Genomic DNA, 20,494 nt, shown 5'->3' with positions numbered 1-20,494 from the left:
GCGGCCCCGGCGCCGGGTTGGTCCTGAGCGAGGACCCGGCGTCGGAGCCGTAAGGGGTCAGCCGCGGCGATGCACGTTGCGACCGTGCGCGAAGGTTTCCTTCACGGTGCGGTCGTCGCCGAGGATGACCAGTGCGAAGAGTTTTTCCTCCAGGGTTTTCGCCTGCTGCAGGCGGTAGTCCAGCAGCGGGGTGGCCTTGTAGTCGAGGACCACGAAGTCGGCCTCGTTGCCCTGGGCGAAGCTGCCGACCTTGTCCTCCAGCTCCAGCGCGCGGGCGCCGCCGAGGGTGGCCAGGTACAGCGACTTGAACGGGTCGAGCTTGATGCCTTGCAGCTGCATCACCTTGTAGGCCTCGTTCAGCGATTGCAGCTGGGAGAAGCTGGTGCCGGCACCGACGTCGGTGCCCAGGCCAACTTTCACCTTGTGCTTCTCAAGCTTGGCCAGGTCGAACAGGCCGCTGCCCAGGAACAGGTTGGAAGTCGGGCAGAAGGCCACGGCCGAGCCGGTTTCCGACAGGCGCTGGCACTCGCCGTCGCACAGGTGCACGCCATGGGCGAAGACCGAGCGCGGGCCGAGCAGGCCGTGATGGTCGTAGATGTCCAGGTAGCCCTTGCGCTCCGGGAACAGTTCCTTGACCCACTCGATTTCCTTGAGGTTTTCCGACAGGTGCGTGTGCAGGTACACGCCCGGGTGCTCCTTGAGCAGACGGCCGGCGGCGTCGAGCTGTTCCGGCGTGCTGGTCGGGGCGAAGCGCGGGGTCACCGCGTAGAGCAGGCGGCCCTTGCCGTGCCAGCGCTCGATCAGCGCCTTGCTCTCGGCGTAGCTGCTTTCGGCGGTGTCGGTCAGGTAGTCCGGGGCGTTGCGGTCCATCATCACCTTGCCGGCGATCAGGCGCAGGTCGAGCTTTTCGGCGGCGCCGAACAGCGCATCCACCGACTGCGGATGCACGGTGCCGAACACCAGCGCGGTGGTGGTACCGGCGCGCAGCAGTTCCTTGAGGAAGATGCCGGCGACGTCGGCGGCATGGGCCGGGTCGGCGAACTGCTTCTCGGTGGGGAAGGTGTAGGTGTTCAGCCAATCCAGCAGTTGCTCGCCGTAGGAGGCGATCATGCCGGTCTGCGGGTAGTGGATGTGGGTGTCGATGAAGCCGGGGGTGATCAGCGCGTCGCGGTACTCGACCACTTCCACACCGCCCAGTTGCGGCAGCAGCTCGGCGGCGTGGCCGAGGCGGGCGACCTTGCCGTCTTCCACCAGCAGGATGCCGTCTTCGAAGTACTGGTAGGACTTCTCCACGCCGACTTCGGCGGGGTCGGCGACGCTGTGCAGGATACTGGCGCGGTAGGCTTTGGCTTGAGTGCTCATCAATCTCTCGCAAATCGGAATTAGCGCGTCTTCGGACGCTATTCGATGGGTATCGCTGGCGCTCCACCCATCCTACGTAAACTGGCCCGGCTATTCGTAGGATGGGTGGAGCGGAGCGATACCCATCACGAAGCCTGGAATTCTGGAAATCAGGCGCCGCTTTCGGCGGTGCGTGCGCGGCGGCTCGTGGGTAACAGTTTGGCCACGGTGTTCTCGCCCTTGCCGGTCTCCTGACCGAAGGTGGCGTTGTAGGTGGCGATGACTTCGCCGGCGATGGACACGGCGATCTCCACCGGTAGCTTGCCCTTCACCTCGCTGATGCCCATGGGGCAGCGCATGCGCTGCACGGTGTCGGAGGCGAAACCGCGGTCGCGCAGGCGGTGTTCGAACTTGGCGCGCTTGGTGTCCGAGCCGATCAGGCCGAAGTAGGTGAAATCATTGCGTTCGAGGATCTTCGCGGTCAGCTCCAGGTCCAGCGCGTGATTGTGGGTCATGACGATGAAGTAGCTGCCGGCGGGCATTTCGTCGATCTCGTCGATGACGTCCTCGTTGATCAGGCGGGTCACGCCCTCGGGGATGTGGTCGGGGAACTCGGCTTCCCGCGAGTCGATCCAGCGCACCTTGCACGGCAGGCTGGCGAGCAGCGGCACCAGGGCGCGACCGACATGGCCGGCGCCGAACACGGCGATGTGCGCCTGGGGCTGGCCCATGGGTTCGAACAGCAGCACGGTGGCGCCGCCGCAGCACTGGCCGAGGCTGGCGCCGAGGCTGAAACGCTCCAGCTTCGGTTCGCGCTCGCGGCTGAGCAGCATTTCCCGAGCGATGGCCATGGCCTTGAATTCGAGGTGGCCGCCACCGATGGTGTCGTAGGCCTTGTCGGCGCTGACGACCATCTTGGAGCCGGCATTACGCGGGGTCGAGCCGCGCTCTTCGATGATGGTCACCAGCACGCTGGCTTCGGCGCGCTGTTGCAGGTCGGCGAGGGCACTGATCCAGTTCATCGTTACGAACCTCAAGGGTGGCTTTTCGTAGGAGCGAGCTTGCTCGCGAACGAGTTTCCCGGCAGCTCTGTGGCTGGGCGGTTCGCGAGCAAGGACTAGGCGTCCCCCTCGCTCCTACAGTTGGGAGTTAGGGTGGGGCGCCGCTGACCCGGGGGAGGACGGGATTGGGGACGTCTTCCCGTGCCAGCGGCACCCCATGGTCACATCAGGCCGGCTCGACCTGAGCCGGTGCCTTCTCCGCCTGGGCCAGCTTCAGCTTGCGCATCTGCTCCACGCCCCAGAGCACGCGCTCCGGGGTGGCCGGAGCGTCGATCTGCGGCTGGGCGCGGTAGTCGGCCAGGCTGGCCACGGCGTCCTTGATCGCGCAGAACACCGAGATGCCCAGCATGAACGGCGGCTCGCCGACGGCCTTGGAATGGAACACCGTCTGCTCCGGGTTCTTGCGGTTTTCCACCAGCTTCACCCGCAGGTCGATGGGCATGTCCGCAATGGCCGGGATCTTGTAGCTCGCCGGGCCGTTGGTCATCAGCTTGCCCTTGGCGTTCCACACCAGTTCTTCCATGGTCAGCCAGCCCATGCCCTGGACGAAGCCGCCTTCCACCTGGCCGATGTCGATGGCCGGGTTCAGCGAGGCGCCGACGTCATGCAGGATGTCGCTGCGCAGCATCTTGTACTCGCCGGTGAGGGTGTCGACTATCACTTCCGAGCAGGACACGCCGTAGGCGTAGTAGTAGAACGGCCGGCCGCGCGCCTGGCTGCGGTCGTAGTAGATCTTCGGCGTGCGGTAGAAGCCGGTGGAGGAGAGCGACACCTGGCCGAAGTAGGCCTGCTGCACCAGTTCCTCGAAGGGCAGGATGAGGTCGCGCACGCGCACCTGGTTGTTGCGGAACTCGATGTCTTCCTCGGTCACCTTCCAGTGCTTGGCGGCGAACTCCACCAGGCGCTGCTTGATGGTCTCAGCGGCGTTCTGCGCGGCCTTGCCGTTCAGGTCTGCGCCCGACGACGCAGCGGTCGGCGAGGTGTTGGGCACCTTGTCGGTGTTGGTCGCGGTGATCTGCACGCGGTCGATGTCGACCTGGAAGACCTCGGCCACCACCTGGGCGACCTTGGTGTTCAGGCCCTGGCCCATCTCGGTGCCGCCGTGGTTCAGGTGGATGCTGCCGTCGGTGTAGATGTGGATCAGCGCGCCGGCCTGGTTGAGGAAGGTGGCGGTGAAGCTGATGCCGAATTTCACCGGGGTCAGCGCCAGTCCCTTCTTCAGCACCGGGCTGCTGGCGTTGAATTCGCGGATTTCGGTGCGGCGCCTGGCGTACTCGGCGCTGGCTTCCAGCTCCTCGGTCATCTCCTGCAGCAGGTTGTGTTCCACCTGCTGGTAGTAGTGGGTGACGTTGCGCTCGTCCTTGCCGTAGTAGTTGCGCTTGCGCACTTCCAGCGGGTCCTTGCCGAGGTGGCGCGCGACCGCGTCCATGATCTCCTCGATGGCGACCATGCCCTGCGGGCCGCCGAAGCCGCGGTAGGCGGTGTTCGACGCCGTGTTGGTCTTGCAGCGGTGACCGTTCACCGTGGCGTTGCCGAGGAAGTAGGCGTTGTCGGAGTGGAACATCGCGCGGTCGACGATGGAGCCGGAGAGGTCCGGCGAGTAACCGCAGTTGCCGGCCAGCTCGATGTTGATGCCGTGCAGCAGGCCGTCGTCCTCGAAGCCCACGTCGTACTCGACGTAGAACGGGTGGCGCTTGCCGGTCATCTGCATGTCTTCGACGCGCGGCAGGCGCATCTTCGCCGGGCGGCCGGTGAGGCGCGCGATCACGGCGCACAGGCAGGCCGGCGCGGCAGCCTGGGTTTCCTTGCCGCCGAAGCCACCGCCCATGCGGCGCATGTCGATGACCACCTTGTTGAAGGAGATGCCCAGCACTTCGGCCACCAGCTTCTGCACTTCGGTGGGGTTCTGGGTGGAGGTGTAGACGATCACACCGCCGTCTTCGGTGGGCATCACCGAGGAAATCTGGGTCTCCAGGTAGAAGTGCTCCTGACCGCCTATGTGCAGGGTGCCCTGGATGCGGTTCGGCGCGGTGGCCAGCTTGCCTTCGGAATCGCCGATCTTGTGCTGGTGGCTGTCGAGCACGAAGTGCTTCTTGCGCAGCGCCTCGACCACGTCGAGGACCGGCTCCAGGTCTTCGTACTCGATGATCGCGGCCATGGCCGCCTTGCGTGCGGTTTCCAGGCTGTCGGCGGCCACGGCGATGACCATCTGGCCGACATACTCGACCTTGCCGTCCGCCAGCAGCGGGTCGCCGGCGACCACCGGGCCGATGTCCAGCTGGCCGGGCACGTCGTCCTTGGTGATGGCGATGGCCACGCCGGGGAACTGGTAGCACGGGCTGACGTCCAGCCGGGTGATGCGCGCATGGGCGCGGTCGCTCATGCGGGCATAGACGTGCAGCTGGTTGGGGAATTCCAGGCGGTCGTCGATGTAGATCGCCTCGCCACTGACGTGCTTGGGCGCGCTCTCGTGCTTGACGCTGCGGCCGACGCCGGTGGTGAGGTCGGCGCGGAACAGTTCGGCGAGTTCTTCCTGGGTCTTGTGTGGCTTATGCATAAGAGGTCACCCGAGTAACGGCCTGGGGAGCTTCCAGTTCCAGGAAGCACTTGCGCAGCAGGTTCTGTGCGGTGAGCAGGCGGTATTCCTTGCTCGCACGGAAGTCGGTGAGCGGGGTGAAGTCTTCGCTCAGCGCAAGCGCCGCACGTTCGAAGGTGGCGCTGTTGAAGGTCTGGCCCAACAGCGCGGCTTCGCAGGCCTTGGCGCGTTTCGGGATGGCGGCCATGCCGCCGAAGCCGGTGCGCACGGCGGTGATCTTGCAGTCTTCCACGGTGAGCTGGAAGGCGGCGCAGACGGCGGAAATGTCGTCGTCCAGGCGCTTGGACACCTTGTAGGCGCGGAACATCTGGTTGGCCTGCGGACGCGGGATGATCACCTGCTCGATGAACTCGCCCTCCTGGCGCGCGGTGACCTTGTAGTCGATGAAGTATTCATCGATCGGCAGCTCGCGGCGCTCGCTACCCTTGCGCAGCACCAGGCGTGCACCCAGGGCGATCAGCAGCGGCGGCGAGTCGCCGATGGGGGAGGCGTTGCCGATATTGCCGCCCAGGGTGCCCTGGTTGCGGATCTGCAGCGAGGCGAAACGGTGCAGCAGCTCGCCGAAGTCCGGGTAGTCGCGGGACAGCGCTTCATAGCAGTCGGTCAGCGGAGTCGCGGCGCCGATCTCGATGCGGTCGTCGAAGACTTCGACACGCTTCATTTCTTCGACATGGCCGACGTAGATCATCACCGGCAGTTCGCGATGGAACTGGGTGACTTCCAGGGCCAGGTCGGTGCCGCCGGCGAGCAGGCGCGCCTGCGGGTTGGCGGTGTAGATGTCGGCCAGGTCGGCGATGGTCAGCGGCAGCAGGCAGCGCTTGTCACCGCTGTTGAGCTCGGCGGTTTCGTTCGGGGCGATGGCTTTGAGCTGGGCGATGATTTCGGCCTCGGCGACGTCGAACTGGTCCGGCTGCTTCTGGCAGCAGGATTGCTCGGCAGCATCGAGGATCGGGCGGTAACCGGTGCAGCGGCACAGGTTGCCGGCCAGCGCTTCGTGGGCCTCGGCCTTGCGCTCCTCGGCAGTAACGCCTGCGCTGTTCTTCTGCAGGGCGAACAGCGACATGACGAAGCCGGGGGTGCAGAAGCCGCACTGCGAGCCGTGGCAGTCGACCATGGCCTGCTGCACGCCGTGCAGTTCGCCACGGTGCTTGAGGTCATCGACGCTGATCAGCTGCTTGCCGTGCAACGAGGAAACGAAGGTGAGACAGGAGTTGAGGGTGCGGTAGCGGATGCGCTCGGCGCCTTCCTCGCCGACCAGCTCGCCGACCACCACGGTGCAGGCGCCGCAGTCACCGGAGGCGCAGCCCTCCTTGGTGCCGGTCTTGCCCAGGGTCTGGCGCAGGTAGTTGAGCACGGTGAGATTGGGGTCGAGGCGGTCTTCGACGCGCAGCTCGCGGTTGAGCAGGAACCTGATCAAGGCTTGCCTCCAGGCTGGTTCTTGTTTTTGGTAGGGCACTGGAGCATGAATCTATGAAAAGCTGACTTTTGAGTCAATAAAAATTCTGTCCAAATGGTCAGAAAGTTTTTCCGCAGCTGATAAGCGGTGCGAGCGAGGCTGCTTTTTGTAGGGGCGGCAGAACGAAAAAAAGGCGGCAAGCCGGGGTAGGGCTTGCCGCCAAGGCGTGGAACGCGGGGTCAGGCTTGCTGGGAAGCGCTCAGCTGGTATTCCTCGCCAGCGTAATAAGCCCGCACCCGCGGATTCATCACGGCGCGCCAGAGCGGCGGAAACAGGGCGAGGACGATCATCCCGGCATAGCCATTGGGCAACTGCGGGCTCTCGTCGAAGTGCCGCAGCACCTGGTAGCGCCGCTTGGCGTTGGCGTGGTGGTCGGAATGCCGCTGCAGGTGGAAGAGGAACAGGTTGGTCAGCAGGAAGTTGCTGTTCCAGGAGTGCTCATGGGTGGTCCGCTCGTAGCGCCCGGACTCCAGCCGGCGGCGGTGCAGGCCGTAATGCTCGACGTAGTTGACGATCTCCAGCAGGGTGAAGGCCATCACCGACTGGCCAATGAAGTAGATCGCGCCGATCCAGCCGAAGGCGACGCTGAAGCCGGCCAGGAACAGCGCGCTGATCACGTACCACCAGACCAGTTCGTTGCGCCAGTGCAGCACCGGCAGGCCCTTGCGCTCCAAGCGCTCGCTCTCCAGCTTCCAGGCATTGAGGAAGTTGTGCTTGTAGGCGTGGGGCAGGAAGGCATACAGGCTCTGGCCGTAGCGCGATGACGAGGCGTCTTCCGGCGTGGAGACATGCACGTGATGCCCGCGCACATGCTCGACCTTGAAGCCCGCGTAGCACACCGCCGCCAGCAGCAGGCCGCCGGCATTCTGTTCCAGCTCCGGGTCCTTGTGGATCAGCTCATGGGACACGGTGATGCCGATGGCGCCCATCACGGTGCCCACCGAGAGAATCCAGCCGAGCTGGCCAACCCAGTTCCAGGCGTCATAGGTAGCCAGCACCCAGCCGCCGTAGACCAGCATGCCCAGCAGCAGCGGCACCGTCGCCAGGCTGAGGAAGCGGTAGTAGCCCTCGCGCTCCATGGGCGGCACGTCGTCGATCTCGTCCGGGTTGGCCGGGTCGCGGCCGACCACGAAGTCCAGCAGCGGGATCACCCCGAACACCACGGTGATCACCAGCCAGGCCCAGGCGTTGGGGTGGTCGCTGCCATACGACCACCAATAGCTGACGGGAACGCCGAAGACCGGCACCAGCCAGATCCAGTAGCCGGCCTTTTTCAGGCGCAGCATCCAGGCGGGGGAAAGGAAGGCGAACATGGGCGACTCCCGAACAGTCTTTATGTAGGATTGTCCGACAATCCTGCGCCCGTTCTTCCCGTCGGGCGCACCAACCTTTGTTCTGTCGTCCACCCGCCGGAGGGGATGGCGCGGTAACACCCTGTGTTACACTTCGCGACCGCATTACCCCCTCGAAAGCGCCCCGACCACTAAGGACAACCATGACGTTCAAGGCCCCGGACAGCCTGGCTGAGCAGATCGCGCACCACCTTGCCGAACGCATCATCCGGGGCGAGCTCAAGGAGCGCGAACGCATCCAGGAGCAGAAGGTCACCCAGACCCTCAACGTCAGCCGCGGTTCGGTCCGCGAGGCGCTGCTGATCCTCGAGCGCCGCCACCTGGTGGTGATCCTGCCGCGCCGGGGGGCGCAGGTGTCCGAGCTCTCTGCAGCGCATGTCGAGAGCCTGTATTCGCTGGTCACCGAGCTGTACATCATGCTCGCCAGCAGCGTGGCCCGGCGCTGGCGCGAAGAGGGTGAGCTGCAGCCGTTCCTGGCGATCCAGCAGCGCCTGCTCGACAATCTCGAACGCGGCGACATCAACGCCTTCGTCGAATCCAGCTTCGACATCATGCGCGCCGCCTTCCCGTTTGCCGCCAATCCCTACCTGCAGGAAACCGTGGACAACCTCCTGCCGGCCATCAGCCGCACCTATCATCTGGCCCTGGAGCGCCGCAAAGGCGAAATGAGCCAGTTCATCGGCAGCTTCGAGCAATTGCTCCGCGCCGTGGTCGGACGTGACGAGGCGGCGATCCGCGAGGTGCTGCTCGATTACAGTCGGCGCAACAGCCAACTGGTCCTGGCCGCGCTGGCCGAACGATAAGCATCCGGGGGAGGGCGCATGCGGCTCAAGTGCATCAAGCTGGCGGGCTTCAAGTCCTTCGTCGACCCGACGACGGTCAGTTTCCCGAGCAACATGGCGGCGGTGGTCGGCCCCAACGGTTGCGGCAAGTCCAACATCATCGACGCCGTTCGCTGGGTGATGGGTGAAAGTTCGGCGAAGAACCTCCGTGGCGAGTCTATGACCGACGTCATCTTCAACGGCTCCAACACCCGCAAGCCGGTGACCCAGGCGTCCATCGAACTGGTGTTCGACAACTCCGACCAGACCCTGCTGGGCGAGTACGCCAGCTACACCGAGATTTCCATCCGCCGCCGCGTCACCCGCGACGGCCAGAACACCTACTTCCTCAACGGCACCAAGTGCCGGCGTCGCGACATCACCGACATCTTCCTCGGCACCGGCCTGGGCCCGCGCAGCTACTCGATCATCGAGCAGGGCATGATCTCCAAGCTGATCGAGGCCAAGCCGGAGGATCTGCGCAACTTCATCGAGGAAGCCGCCGGCATCTCCAAGTACAAGGAGCGCCGCCGCGAGACCGAGAACCGCATCCGCCGCACCCAGGAAAACCTGGCGCGCCTGACCGACCTGCGCGAAGAGCTGGAGCGCCAGTTGGAGCGCTTGCACCGCCAGGCCCAGTCGGCGGAGAAGTACCAGGAATTCAAGGCCGAGGAACGTACGCTCAAGGCCCAGCTCGGCGCCCTGCGTTGGCGCGACCTGAACGAACAGGTCGGGCAGAAGGAACGGGTGATCGGCGACCAGGAAGTGGCCTTCGAGGCCCTGGTGGCCGAGCAGCGCAGTGCCGACGCCAGCATCGAGCGCCTGCGCGACGGCCATCACGAGCTTTCGGAAAGCTTCAACCAGGTCCAGGGCCGCTTCTACTCCGTGGGCGGCGACATCGCCCGTGTCGAGCAGAGCATCCAGCACGGCCAGCAGCGCCTGCGCCAGTTGCAGGACGACCTGCGTGAGGCGGAGAAGTCCCGCCAGGAAACCGAATCCCACCTGGGCCACGATCGCACGCTGCTGTCCACGCTGGTCGAGGAGCTGGAGCGCCTGGCCCCGGAGCAGGAAATCAGCGCCGCCGCCGCCGAAGAGGCGACCGCTGGCCTGGAAGAAGCCGAACAGCGCATGCACGATTGGCAGCAGCGCTGGGATGCCTTCAACCAGCAGAGCGCCGAGCCGCGCCGCGAAGCGGAAGTGCAGCAGTCGCGCATCCAGCATCTGGAGCTGAGCCTGGAGCGCCAGGGTGAGCGCCAGCGCCGTCTGAACGACGAACGCGCGCAATTGGCCGCCGACCCGGAGGATGCAGCGATTCTCGAGCTGAGCGAGCAGGTTGCTGCCATCGAGCTGCTGCTGGAAGAGTTGCAGATCGAAGAGCAGGAACTGGCCGAGCGCCTGGAGCGTGTACGTCTGTCCCTGCAGGAAAGCACCGCCGCGCAGCACCAGGCGCAGGGCGAATTGCAGCGCCTGAACGGCCGCATCTCCTCGCTGGAGGCGTTGCAGCAGGCCGCGCTCGATCCGGGCGATGGCACCGCGCAATGGCTGCGTCAGCAGGGCCTGGAGCAGCGTCCGCGTCTCGCCGAAGGCCTGCGTGTGCAACCGGGCTGGGAGCTGGCGGTGGAAACCGTGCTCGGCGCCGACCTGCACGGCGTGCTACTGGATGACGTGAAAGGCCTGCCGTTCGACGCGCTGGAAAAGGGCGAGCTGCGCCTGCTCGACCTGGCCGTCGGTGCCGTTTCCCGCCCCGGCAGCCTGCTGGATAAGGTCGAGACCAATGTCGATCTGAGCTATTGGCTGGGCCGTGTGCGCCCGGTGGAAAGCCTCGACCAGGCGCTGGCGCAGCGCGCTTCGCTGGGCGACGGCGAAAGCCTGATCAGTCGCGATGGCTGCTGGGTCGGGCGGAATTTCCTGCGCGTGCGCCGTGGCGAGTCCGCCGATGGTGGCGTGCTGGCGCGCGGCCAGGAGCTGGAGCGCCTGTACGCCGAACGCGAGACGCTGGAGCAGCGCCTGGCGGAAATCGAAGAACAACTGGTGCGCCTGCGTGATGAGCAGCGTCAGTCCGAGGAAGGCCGCGACCAGGTGCGCCGCCGTCTGCAGGACGAAGGCCGCCGCCAGGGCGAGCTGAAGGCGCAGCTGTCCGCGCAGCAGGCCAAGGTCGAGCAGCTGACCCTGCGCCGTCGCCGTCTGGACGAAGAGCTGGCCGAGCTGGCCGAGCAGCACGCCATCGAGCAGGAGCAGCTGGGCGAAGCGCGCCTGAGCCTGCAGGAAGCGCTGGACGCCATGGCGGTGGACACCGAACGCCGCGAATCTCTGCTCGCCGAGCGCGACGGCATGCGCGAGAAGCTCGATCGCATCCGCCAGGAGTCCCGCCAGCACAAGGATCATGCTCACCAGCTGGCCGTGCGCGTCGGCTCCCTGCGCGCCCAGCACGAATCCACTCGCCAGGCGCTGGAGCGCCTGGACAGCCAGGCGGTGCGCCTGGTCGAGCGCTGCGAGCAGCTCAACCTCAACCTGGAGGAGGGCGCCGCGCCGCTGGAGGAACTGCGCATGCGTCTGGAAGAGCTGCTCGATCGGCGTATGGCCGTCGAGGACGAACTCAAGCACGCGCGCCTGGCCCTGGAAGACGCCGACCGCCAACTGCGCGACGCCGAGAAGCGCCGCACCCAGGCCGAGCAGCAGTCGCAACTGCTGCGTGGCCAGCTGGAGCAGCAGCGCATGGAATGGCAGGCCCTGAGCGTGCGGCGCAAGTCGTTGCAGGAGCAGCTCCACGAGGATGGCTACGACCTGCACGGCGTGCTCGGCACGCTGCCGCACGATGCCGCCGAGAAAGTCTGGGAAACCCGCCTGGAAGAACTGGCCGCGCGCATCGGTCGCCTGGGCCCGATCAACCTCGCGGCGATCGAGGAATACCAGCAGCAATCCGAGCGCAAGCGCTACCTGGATGACCAGAACGACGACCTGGTGGAGGCGCTGGACACCCTGGAAAACGTGATCCGCAAGATCGACAAGGAGACCCGCAACCGCTTCAAGGAAACCTTCGACCAGATCAATGCTGGCCTTCAGGCATTGTTCCCCAAGGTTTTCGGCGGTGGTCACGCCTATCTGGAACTTACCGGCGAGGATCTACTCGATACCGGGGTGGCGATCATGGCGCGCCCGCCGGGCAAGAAGAACAGCACCATCCATCTGCTGTCCGGTGGCGAGAAGGCCCTGACCGCCCTGGCGCTGGTATTTGCGATCTTCCAGCTGAACCCGGCACCGTTCTGCATGCTAGACGAAGTCGACGCGCCGCTGGACGATGCCAACGTCGGCCGTTATGCGCGGCTGGTGAAGGAGATGTCGGAGAAAGTGCAGTTCATCTATATCACCCACAACAAGATCGCCATGGAGATGGCCGATCAATTGATGGGTGTGACGATGCACGAACCGGGATGTTCGCGACTGGTGGCAGTGGATGTCGAGGAGGCGGTGGCGTTGGCCGAAGCCTGATCCGGATACAACTTGCCAGGCAAGTTCGTAATACTGGGCTAGGCTTGTAAGGCATTGATTATATTGAGGTAGCCATCGCGCAAGGGACGAACTCGCGATAGGCTGTGAAAAGTTGCAAGGACCAGGCGGAGTGTCGCCATAAGCAGTGTAAAGTTGCGTGCGAGCGTGTTAGCTTAACGCCCACTTTTGTATCGCGTGGAAAACATCAGTCAGAACATGAAGTTGGCTCCACGTTTTCAAGGGATAGGATGTCCTTTTCTTCATCATCATTTTTTGTTCAGGGGCTACGGGATTAGATGGATATCGGTCTGCGCGAATGGCTGATCGTCATTGGGCTTATCGTGATCGCCGGCATTCTGTTCGACGGCTGGCGTCGTATGCGGGGTGGCAAGGGCAAGTTGCGCTTCAAACTGGATCGCCACTTCGCCAACCAGCCTGACGATGGGGATGACAACAACCCCGAACTGCTCGGGCCGTCCCGGGTGGTCGAGCACCGCGAGCCGGCGCTGGACGAGGAAGACCTGCCCAAGGTCAGCGCCAAGGAGCCCCGTGGCAAGCGTCGCGGCGAACCACGTCAGGGCGACCTGAACCTGGACGATCCGGCGCCGAACCTGCTCGGCCCGCTGGACGAGGAAGACTTCCCCAACCCGCTGGACGAAGCGCCCCAGGAAAAGCCGAAGAAAGAGCGCAAGAAGGACAAGGAGCGCGCCGCCGCTCCGGCCGCTGCGGCTTCCTCTGCGCCTCTGGCTCCGGTCGAGGAAGTGCTGATCATCAACGTCATCAGCCGCGACGAGAACGGCTTCAAGGGCCCGGCCCTGCTGCAGAACATCCTGGAAAGCGGCCTGCGCTACGGCGAGATGGACATCTTCCACCGCCACGAGAGCATGGCCGGCAACGGCGAAGTGCTGTTCTCCATGGCCAATGCGGTCAAGCCGGGCACCTTCGATCTGGACAACATCGACCAGTTCAGCACTCGCGCCGTGAGCTTCTTCCTCGGTCTGCCGGGGCCGCGCCATCCCAAGCAGGCGTTCGACGTGATGATCGCCGCCGCCCGCAAGCTGGCCCAGGAGCTCAACGGCGAGCTGAAGGACGAGCAGCGCAGCGTGATGACCGCTCAGACCATCGAGCACTATCGCCAGCGCATCATCGACTTCGAGCGGCGCGCGCTGACCCAGAAGCGCTAAGCTTTCCGCACGCCGACCACACAAGCCCCAAGCCATCCTTGGGGCTTTGCGTTTCTAGCCGCCACCCTCTCAAGAAGAAACAGCCGCCCGAGATTCCCGCATGACCGACTCCCAGACCGCTGCCGAACGCATTGCCCAACTGCGCAGCGAGCTCGACGACCACAACTATCGCTACTACGTGCTCGACGAGCCCAGCGTGCCGGACGCCGAGTACGACCGCCTGTTCCGCGAGTTGAAGTCGCTGGAAACCGAGCATCCCGAACTGATCACTCCCGAGTCGCCGACCCAGCGTGTCGGCGGGGCGGCGGCTTCGGCCTTCGGCGAAGTGCGTCACGAGGTGCCGATGCTCAGCCTGGGCAACGCCTTTGAAGAGCAGGACCTGAGCGACTTCGACCGCCGCGTGCGCGAAGGCCTGGCCGATCAGCTGCCGTCCTCCGACCTGTTCGGCGGCGGCGCCGAGGTGGAATACAGCTGCGAGCCCAAGCTGGATGGCCTGGCGGTCAGCCTGCTGTACGAAAACGGTTTGCTCACCCGTGGCGCCACCCGTGGCGACGGCAGCACCGGCGAAGACATCAGCGTCAATGTGCGCACCATCCGCAACGTGCCGTTGCGCCTCAAGGGCGAGGGCTGGCCGGCGGTGCTGGAAGTGCGTGGCGAGGTGTTCATGTCCAAGGCCGGCTTCGAGGCGCTCAACGAGCGGCAGATGGAAGCCGGCGGCAAGACCTTCGCCAATCCGCGAAACGCCGCGGCCGGCAGCCTGCGCCAGCTGGATTCGAAGATCACCGCCAGCCGTCCGCTGGAGTTCTGCTGCTACGGCTTCGGCCGTGTCGAGGGCGGCGTGCTGCCAGATACCCAGTACGACATTCTGCAAGCCCTGAAGGGCTGGGGCATCCCGATCAGTCGCGAGCTGAAGCTGGCCAAGGGCGTCGAAGGCTGCCGCGCCTACTACGAAGACATCGGTAATCGCCGCGACAGCCTCGCCTACGAGATCGACGGCGTGGTGTTCAAGGTCAACCGCATCGACTTCCAGCGCGAGCTGGGCTTCCGCGCCCGCGAGCCGCGCTGGGCCATCGCTCACAAATTCCCGGCTCGCGAAGAGCTCACCGAGCTGCTGGACGTGGAGTTCCAGGTCGGCCGCACCGGCGCGGTGACGCCCGTGGCGCGCCTGAAGCCCGTACAGGTGGCCGGCGTGACCGTGTCCAACGCCACCCTGCACAACATGGACGAAGTCGCCCGCCTGGGCCTGATGATCGGTGACACCGTGATCATTCGCCGTGCCGGCGACGTGATCCCGCAGGTCATGCAGGTGGTCACCGAGCGCCGCCCGGCGGATGCGCGCCCGGTGGAGATCCCCACCCAGTGCCCGGTGTGTGGCTCGCAGGTCGAACGCACCCAGCTGGTCAAGCGCAGCAAGGGCAAGGAGTCGGTCAGCGAAGGCGCCATCTACCGCTGCGTCGGCCGGCTGTTCTGCCAGGCGCAACTCAAGCAGGCGATCATCCACTTCGTCTCGCGCCGCGCCATGGACATCGACGGCCTCGGCGACAAGATCGTCGAACAGCTGGTGGACAAGGGCCTGGTGAAGTCGCCGGCCGACCTCTACACCCTGACCTATGAGCAGGTCATCGCGCTGGAGGGCTTCGCCGAAGTCTCCACGCGCAACCTGCTGGGCTCCATTGCCGAGAGTCGCAAGCCGAGCCTGGCGCGCTTCGTCTTCGCCCTGGGTATCCCGGATGTGGGCGAGGAGACCGCCAAGCTGCTGGCGCGCTCCCTGGGCTCGCTGGCGCGCATCCAGAAGGCGCTGCCGGAGGTGCTGACCTACCTGCCGGACGTAGGCGCGGAAGTGGCCTACGAGATCCACAATTTCTTCGACGACGAGCACAACCGCACCGTCATCGCCGAGCTGCTCGATCCGGGGCACGGCGTTCAGCTGCAGGAGGAGGCCGAGGTTTCCGCCGAGTTCGCCGCCTGTGCAACCCTGGCCGGGTTCATCGACAAGCTGAACATTCCCTTCATCGCTGCCACCGGCGCCGAGAAGCTGGCCGACAAGACCGGCAGCCTCGACGCGCTGATCGCCCTCAGCCAGGACTGGCTGGACCTCAGTACGCTCAAGGGTGTGAACGAAAAGGCCAAGCAGTCCGTGCGCGAATACTTTGCCGACGCCGCCCGCGTCGAGCGTGCCAAGGCCGTCGAAGCGCAGTTGCTGGAGTTCGGCATGCACTGGCGCAGCGAGCGCAGGGTGGTCGAAGGCCTGCTGTTGGCCGGCCAGACCTGGGTGCTCACCGGCACGCTGGAGGCCATGAGCCGCGACGTCGCCAAGGAAAAACTCGAAAGCCTGGGCGCCAAGGTGGCTGGTTCTGTCTCGGCCAAGACCCATTGCGTGGTTGCCGGACCGGGTGCGGGCTCAAAGTTGGCCAAGGCTCAGGAACTCGGCGTTGCCGTGATGGACGAAGAGCAGCTGGTCAAGCTGCTGGCCGACCACGGCATCGGCGCCTGACACGCCTTTCTTCCGATCAAAGAATCACGATCAATGCATCAAGGAGCTATTCCATGCCCATGACCAAGGACCAACTGGTTCGCGACATCGCCGAATCCCTCGACCTGACCCAGGCCGCCGTGCGCGGTGTGTTCGAGCAACTGGCGCAGATCGCCCAGGATGCCCTGGAGAACGATGGCGAGCTGACCCTGCCGGGCATCGGCAAGCTCAAGGTCAGCGAGCGCGCCGCCCGTACCGGCCGCAACCCGCAGACCGGCAAGACCATCCAGATCGCCGCGAAGAAGTCGGTTCGCCTGGTGCCGGCCAAGGCCCTGGTCGACAGCCTGAACTGATCGGCAGGCCCGCTGCGCCCGAAGCGGGGCGGGTCATCCGTTTACGGAGAGCGAGATGGACAAGGCAAGAAAGCAGCGCCTGCTCGGCGTGGCGGCGCTGGTGTTGCTGTTCGGGGCCTACGTGGCCTGGACCGAGCGCCCGCAGATCGTCCTGCACTACGAGGCGCAAGGCGGGCCGGCGGTGAGCTACAGCTACAAGGAAAATGGCGAGGAAACCCTCGCGGGCGAGATCGAGCCGGGCGAGGTGCGCGCCTTCCCGCTGCGCCTGCTGCGTTCGGGCGAATACCGCGTCGCCTTCCAGTTCCACCAGGGAGCGGAGCGCTACTCCACCTTCAGTACCCGTCCGGGCTACAGCAAGATGGACCTGTTCATCGGGCCGAACCTGGAAGTCTCCACCCAGCCTCGGCCCGAAGGGCTGATTCAGGCGCAGTAACGCCCGTCACAGGTATTCCGCCACCAGCACCAGGTTGCGCTCGGCGCCGGTGGCGCCGCCTGCCGACATGCTGCGAATGACGCTGTCGGTACCGCCAGTGGCCGTGAAGCCGGGCCCCAGTGGCTGTCCTTTCGTGTCTGTCAGCCGGTAGTGCTTGCTGGGCCGCGCGCCGCGTGGTTCGTTCAATTGCAGGAGCATCGCCTGGCTGCATTGGCGTACCTGCACCTGGGCGCTGCCGGCGGTGGCGTCCCGCAGTTGGACCTGGCAGCTGTCTTCGACAATGGCGCCGGTGAAATGGATCACGGCATCGGCGGCGATGAGCTGGCTGCTGAACAACGTGGCCAGGACAGTCGTGGATCGCAGGGCAAGACTCATGTCGGCATTCCTCGCTCGATTATGGCCGCCACGGGTGGGCGTGCCGTTCCCTAAGCTTCGGCGTTGCGAGAAAATTATTAAGTTCTTGTAGGGCAATTCCTTATCTCATGACGTCGATTCGTGAATCGCGTCAGGAATTGCTTGAAGGACGAGCCTAAGTGCTTGAAGTGCTTGTAACTTGCGAACAAGCCGCTACAATGGCGCGGCTCGTCGATCTGGCGAGATTCGCGATGGTGGCCCTGTCGGTCCCCCCGCAACGATTACCTGTTAACCTGGTCAGGTCCGGAAGGAAGCAGCCATAGCGGGAACATCGTGTGCCGGGGTGTGGCTGGCGGGGCCGCCTCCATTTCCTAAGTCCTTAATTCTAAAGGACTTTCCTCTCTGAAAATCTCTGAGTGTGACAGCGCCTTGGTACACCTGCGTGGTGCACTCTGTGACGCATCGTAGCTTTTTGCTTAACACCTTCAAAGCCCCGTTCAGTACCCATTCCTGCTGCCCTCTCGACGGATAGCTATCCTCGTGCAGTACTCATGCTTGCTTGGAAGAGCGTGATGGCTAGTGTGCGTCATCCATTCTTGTTGTACTGGTAGTGTCCGGAGTCGCTCAGGGTGTTTTTTTGATGCTTTCTGGACAATATTCTTGCAGGAGGCGAATCCATAGCCTTCGTTGCACGCGGACTCCGTAGACGTGCTGGGCTTAACGAAAATAGGGTTGATCCGTCGCAATAGTCGAGTGAAGATGGGTAGTGGCATGCCGCCATCATGGAAGGGGTAACTAAATGTCGTATGTCCATCAGATCGTTTGTTTGGCTAACTCTCGCAAGATGAGTGGTCGCTGCGTTGCCGGTAAATTGACTGCTGGGCCGTCGGCTGGTACTTGGATTCGGCCTATTGGCACCTCGGCAACTCACGAGATTTCAGAGCGTGATCGCGAGTATCAGAACGGAAGCACTGCTCAAAAGCTCGATGTTATAAACATCACCTTTACCGGGGTAGCAAACGGGGGGTTTCAGCAAGAAAACCACGTCATCGATGACAATGTGTACTGGACAAAGGTGAATCAGGTTACTGTCAACGATCTTGCAAGGATTGTAGATACCCCCGTATCCCTTTGGGAGAGCGGCAATCATAGTTACTCTGGCAGAAACGACAGAATTTCAGTCGCTGCCTTGGCTGTACCACGGCAAACTCTTTACCTTATCAGGCCGGAAGATGTGCGGTTTACTGTTGATGCCGAAGGGGCAAATTTCGGTAACCCCAAGAGGGTTGTCCGAGCAAGCTTCACCTATAACGGGCAGGTTTACGCTCTCAGAGTTACTGACCCAGAAGTTGAGCAGTATTACAAAGCCCAAAAAGATGGCGAGTACCCTGCGGAAGTGAATTATTTCACTATTAGTCTCGGGGAACCTTATGATGGGCATGCATATAAGCTGATTGCAGCGGCTTTTTGAGAGACGGCAATGAAAATATTGACTATAGGTTTTACGGAGAAAAAGGCCGAACGATTTTTCTCCTTGATCCAGTTGTCAGGGGCAAGGCGAGTTGTTGACGTTCGCTTGAATAACGTCTCTCAATTGTCTGGCTTTGCGAAGAAAGATGATTTGAAGTATTTTCTCAAAGAAATTTGCAATGTGGACTATGTTCACATTCCTGAATTGGCTCCAACAAAAGAAATTCTGGCGCCGTACCAAAAGAAAGAAATCACATGGCAGCAGTATGAGGACAGGTTCCTCAATCTGATGGCGAAGCGAAATATTGAAAAATACGTAAAACCTGAAGTGATTGATGAGGGTTGCTTGCTTTGCAGCGAGCACTTGCCGCATCAGTGCCATAGGCGACTAGTTGCGGAATATCTAAAGTCGCACTGGAATGAAAGCGGAACTGATATCAAGCATCTAACATGACAAAAATCAAATGCATACTCATCGCGTATCCAAAGGAGTTTCTGTGCTATGAGAAATTCAAAAGGAAGATTGATTACTATACTAGTAAGTCTGGCGATGTGAGTTTTGTTTGCATTGATGATGAAAATGATTATCTGCGTAGGTACGCTAAAGAAAAGGATTGCGAGTACGCTATTTGTTCGTTAGAGAGTGAAGCGGTAGAGCGGTCTACTCACGCAATCCTATTTGAAGACAGAGAGTGTTACGGAGGCCTGCGTCTTTCACTGAAGGATGCAGGTAGGCCTATTCGGGTTGTCCCTCTTGAGCTAACTCTAGTCGTAAATAAAGACCGTGGCGATGTCTATGACGTCTACATAGGGCGCGGTACGATCTGGGGGAATCCTTATCAGATCGGACAAGACGGCGATAGAGATGAGGTGATTAGGAAGTTTGCATATGACTTTCAGCGAGGCTTTCTCAAGGCGTCAGAACATCTCGAACATAATTTGTCTGGCTTGAAGGGGAAAATCATTGCGTGCCATTGCAAGCCTGCTGCTTGTCACGGTGATGTTATTGCTGCCTACATCAATTCGTTAGACGATGGAAATTAGAGATATCACGTTGTATTGCTCATTGGGTTAACTACTGGGGGTGAAATTCTGTGCTCCAATTAGGATGCTAGGGGCGACTCTCTATCTGTTGAGTCTATTCAATAGCGTCCTGTAATTTGATGAGTTACGGGGCTTTTTATTTTCCGTTGCACTAGCCCTATGCCTTCTGGCATATGAAATCGCAACTACATCGAGAGCCCGATATGGCACTAATTAGGTGTCTGAATGGATGTCAGTTCATTCGTCACCGGGTCCGCCTGCGGGGCGCCTATACTTGTTGAGTAACCCGCACCCAAGGGGAAATGGGCCGCTGCCAGCGGACAGGAAGCGTGGGAAACGATTCCCGTGAGTGTCCACGCGGACAAAGTGGCGAAAGAGAAAGAAACCACGCCAGATTGAACCTGGTCTTTGCACTACTAGTAGCGGGTGCAGTCCTCTACGTAGGACATACCTAGAAGGCAGAATTTAAAAATTTCATAGACGAAATAAGAAAGGAGCTAATTTCAAGTGAAAAATGATGAAATAATGGAATTAGATTTTTCTGGTTGGCCAGTGCCAGATGAATATCTTATTGAAATGGGCAGGGTGGGAGCATTGTGGGCGTCATTAGAAACCTGTTTGAATGTCTTTATCGGAAAGCTCGCGGGGTTTAACGAGTATGACCCGAAGCCTTTTATTCTGGTTAATCACTCTAGCTTCCCACAAAAACTAGACATGCTTGGGGCGCTCTGCGAGCAGTTGGTCAGTGACTATCCGCAGTTGACCGACTATAAAGGTGTGATCGCAAAGCTACGCTCCGCTCAGAAGAAGAGGAACATCTATGCACACAACGCCATTTCTCCTGATCCCGATACAGGGAAAATGAAGATGGCTAATGGATCAGCTAGAGGGACGCTAAAGGTCAGCGTTGATACAGTTGAGCTTGCTGATATTCGCAGGGCATCGATTGAAATTAATGAAGCAAACGTGGCCCTTTACAAGCTTGTGTTAGGTCAGACCATTCCCCCGATGGCAGAGGTTCGGAAGAAGAAGTAATCCTCGTCCCTGCTCTAAGGAGCTTATTAGTC

General features: G+C 62.3%; 16 protein-coding genes and 1 other RNA gene. 11 read left to right on the top strand and 6 right to left on the bottom strand.

The features are described 5' to 3' along the window. Positions 1-57 precede the first annotated feature (57 nt). The 5 genes from guaD to ACAW63_RS22750 all read right to left on the bottom strand — a co-directional run bounded on the left by guaD (position 58) and on the right by ACAW63_RS22750 (position 7,767). Positions 58-1,362, bottom strand: a complete 1,305-nt coding sequence (gene guaD, locus ACAW63_RS22770; protein ID WP_371229106.1) for a guanine deaminase — start codon at positions 1,360-1,362, stop codon at positions 58-60. Positions 1,363-1,511: 149 nt separating this feature from the next. Continuing rightward, positions 1,512-2,363: a xanthine dehydrogenase accessory protein XdhC gene (gene xdhC, locus ACAW63_RS22765; protein ID WP_371229103.1), complete on the bottom strand. Its 852-nt coding sequence runs from the start codon at positions 2,361-2,363 to the stop codon at positions 1,512-1,514. A 205-nt stretch (positions 2,364-2,568) separates the two neighbouring features. Next, the gene (gene xdhB, locus ACAW63_RS22760) at positions 2,569-4,959 is read right to left on the bottom strand and encodes a xanthine dehydrogenase molybdopterin binding subunit (protein WP_371229100.1); all 2,391 of its coding nucleotides are present in this window, start codon (positions 4,957-4,959) and stop codon (positions 2,569-2,571) included. Further along, entirely contained in the window at positions 4,952-6,415 is a 1,464-nt protein-coding gene (gene xdhA, locus ACAW63_RS22755; RefSeq protein WP_343572973.1) for a xanthine dehydrogenase small subunit, read from the bottom strand. Before xdhA ends, xdhB begins: the two co-directional genes overlap by 8 nt. 218 nt (positions 6,416-6,633) lie before the next feature. After that, complete coding sequence (locus ACAW63_RS22750; protein WP_371229098.1) at positions 6,634-7,767, bottom strand: alkane 1-monooxygenase; 1,134 nt, start codon at positions 7,765-7,767, stop codon at positions 6,634-6,636. Between the two features lie 182 nt (positions 7,768-7,949). On the opposite strand from ACAW63_RS22750, the gene ACAW63_RS22745 reads away from it, so the two are divergent. From ACAW63_RS22745 to ACAW63_RS22720, 6 genes are all read left to right on the top strand, one after another. After that, positions 7,950-8,609, top strand: a complete 660-nt coding sequence (locus ACAW63_RS22745) for a GntR family transcriptional regulator (RefSeq protein WP_371229097.1) — start codon at positions 7,950-7,952, stop codon at positions 8,607-8,609. An 18-nt stretch (positions 8,610-8,627) separates the two neighbouring features. Next, positions 8,628-12,116: a chromosome segregation protein SMC gene (gene smc, locus ACAW63_RS22740; RefSeq protein WP_371229094.1), complete on the top strand. Its 3,489-nt coding sequence runs from the start codon at positions 8,628-8,630 to the stop codon at positions 12,114-12,116. A 296-nt stretch (positions 12,117-12,412) separates the two neighbouring features. Next, complete coding sequence (gene zipA / locus ACAW63_RS22735) at positions 12,413-13,300, top strand: cell division protein ZipA (RefSeq protein ID WP_371229091.1); 888 nt, start codon at positions 12,413-12,415, stop codon at positions 13,298-13,300. A gap of 100 nt (positions 13,301-13,400) precedes the next feature. Further along, positions 13,401-15,794 (top strand): NAD-dependent DNA ligase LigA, encoded by a 2,394-nt coding sequence (gene ligA / locus ACAW63_RS22730; RefSeq protein ID WP_371229088.1) that lies wholly within the window; start codon positions 13,401-13,403, stop codon positions 15,792-15,794. 53 nt (positions 15,795-15,847) lie between these two features. Beyond that, positions 15,848-16,126 (top strand): HU family DNA-binding protein, encoded by a 279-nt coding sequence (locus ACAW63_RS22725; protein WP_015477783.1) that lies wholly within the window; start codon positions 15,848-15,850, stop codon positions 16,124-16,126. Positions 16,127-16,181: 55 nt separating this feature from the next. Then, the gene (locus ACAW63_RS22720) at positions 16,182-16,559 is read left to right on the top strand and encodes a hypothetical protein (RefSeq protein ID WP_371229085.1); all 378 of its coding nucleotides are present in this window, start codon (positions 16,182-16,184) and stop codon (positions 16,557-16,559) included. Positions 16,560-16,565: 6 nt separating this feature from the next. On the opposite strand, the gene ACAW63_RS22715 is transcribed toward ACAW63_RS22720, so the two are convergent. Continuing rightward, positions 16,566-16,934 (bottom strand): hypothetical protein, encoded by a 369-nt coding sequence (locus tag ACAW63_RS22715; protein WP_371229082.1) that lies wholly within the window; start codon positions 16,932-16,934, stop codon positions 16,566-16,568. Between the two features lie 240 nt (positions 16,935-17,174). Here ACAW63_RS22715 and ffs point away from each other — a divergent pair. From ffs to ACAW63_RS22690, 5 genes are all read left to right on the top strand, one after another. After that, positions 17,175-17,271, top strand: an RNA gene (gene ffs / locus ACAW63_RS22710) — signal recognition particle sRNA small type. A gap of 441 nt (positions 17,272-17,712) precedes the next feature. After that, a complete protein-coding gene (locus tag ACAW63_RS22705) occupies positions 17,713-18,384 on the top strand; it encodes a hypothetical protein (protein ID WP_371229079.1) in 672 nt (223 codons plus the stop codon). A gap of 9 nt (positions 18,385-18,393) precedes the next feature. Further along, complete coding sequence (locus tag ACAW63_RS22700) at positions 18,394-18,837, top strand: DUF488 family protein (RefSeq protein ID WP_371229076.1); 444 nt, start codon at positions 18,394-18,396, stop codon at positions 18,835-18,837. Next, positions 18,834-19,427 (top strand): DUF4326 domain-containing protein, encoded by a 594-nt coding sequence (locus tag ACAW63_RS22695; RefSeq protein WP_371229073.1) that lies wholly within the window; start codon positions 18,834-18,836, stop codon positions 19,425-19,427. The genes ACAW63_RS22700 and ACAW63_RS22695 overlap by 4 nt, the downstream gene beginning before the upstream one ends. A 507-nt stretch (positions 19,428-19,934) precedes the next feature. Then, positions 19,935-20,462 carry a hypothetical protein gene (locus ACAW63_RS22690; protein ID WP_371229070.1) on the top strand — a complete coding sequence of 176 codons (528 nt, stop codon included), beginning with the start codon at positions 19,935-19,937 and terminating at the stop codon, positions 20,460-20,462. Positions 20,463-20,494: the final 32 nt, after the last annotated feature.

Source organism: Pseudomonas sp. QE6, from assembly GCF_041379005.1.
Lineage (GTDB): Bacteria > Pseudomonadota > Gammaproteobacteria > Pseudomonadales > Pseudomonadaceae > Pseudomonas.
Note: the sequence above shows the minus strand (reverse complement) of the source record. Positions and strands in the feature narration are given on the sequence as shown.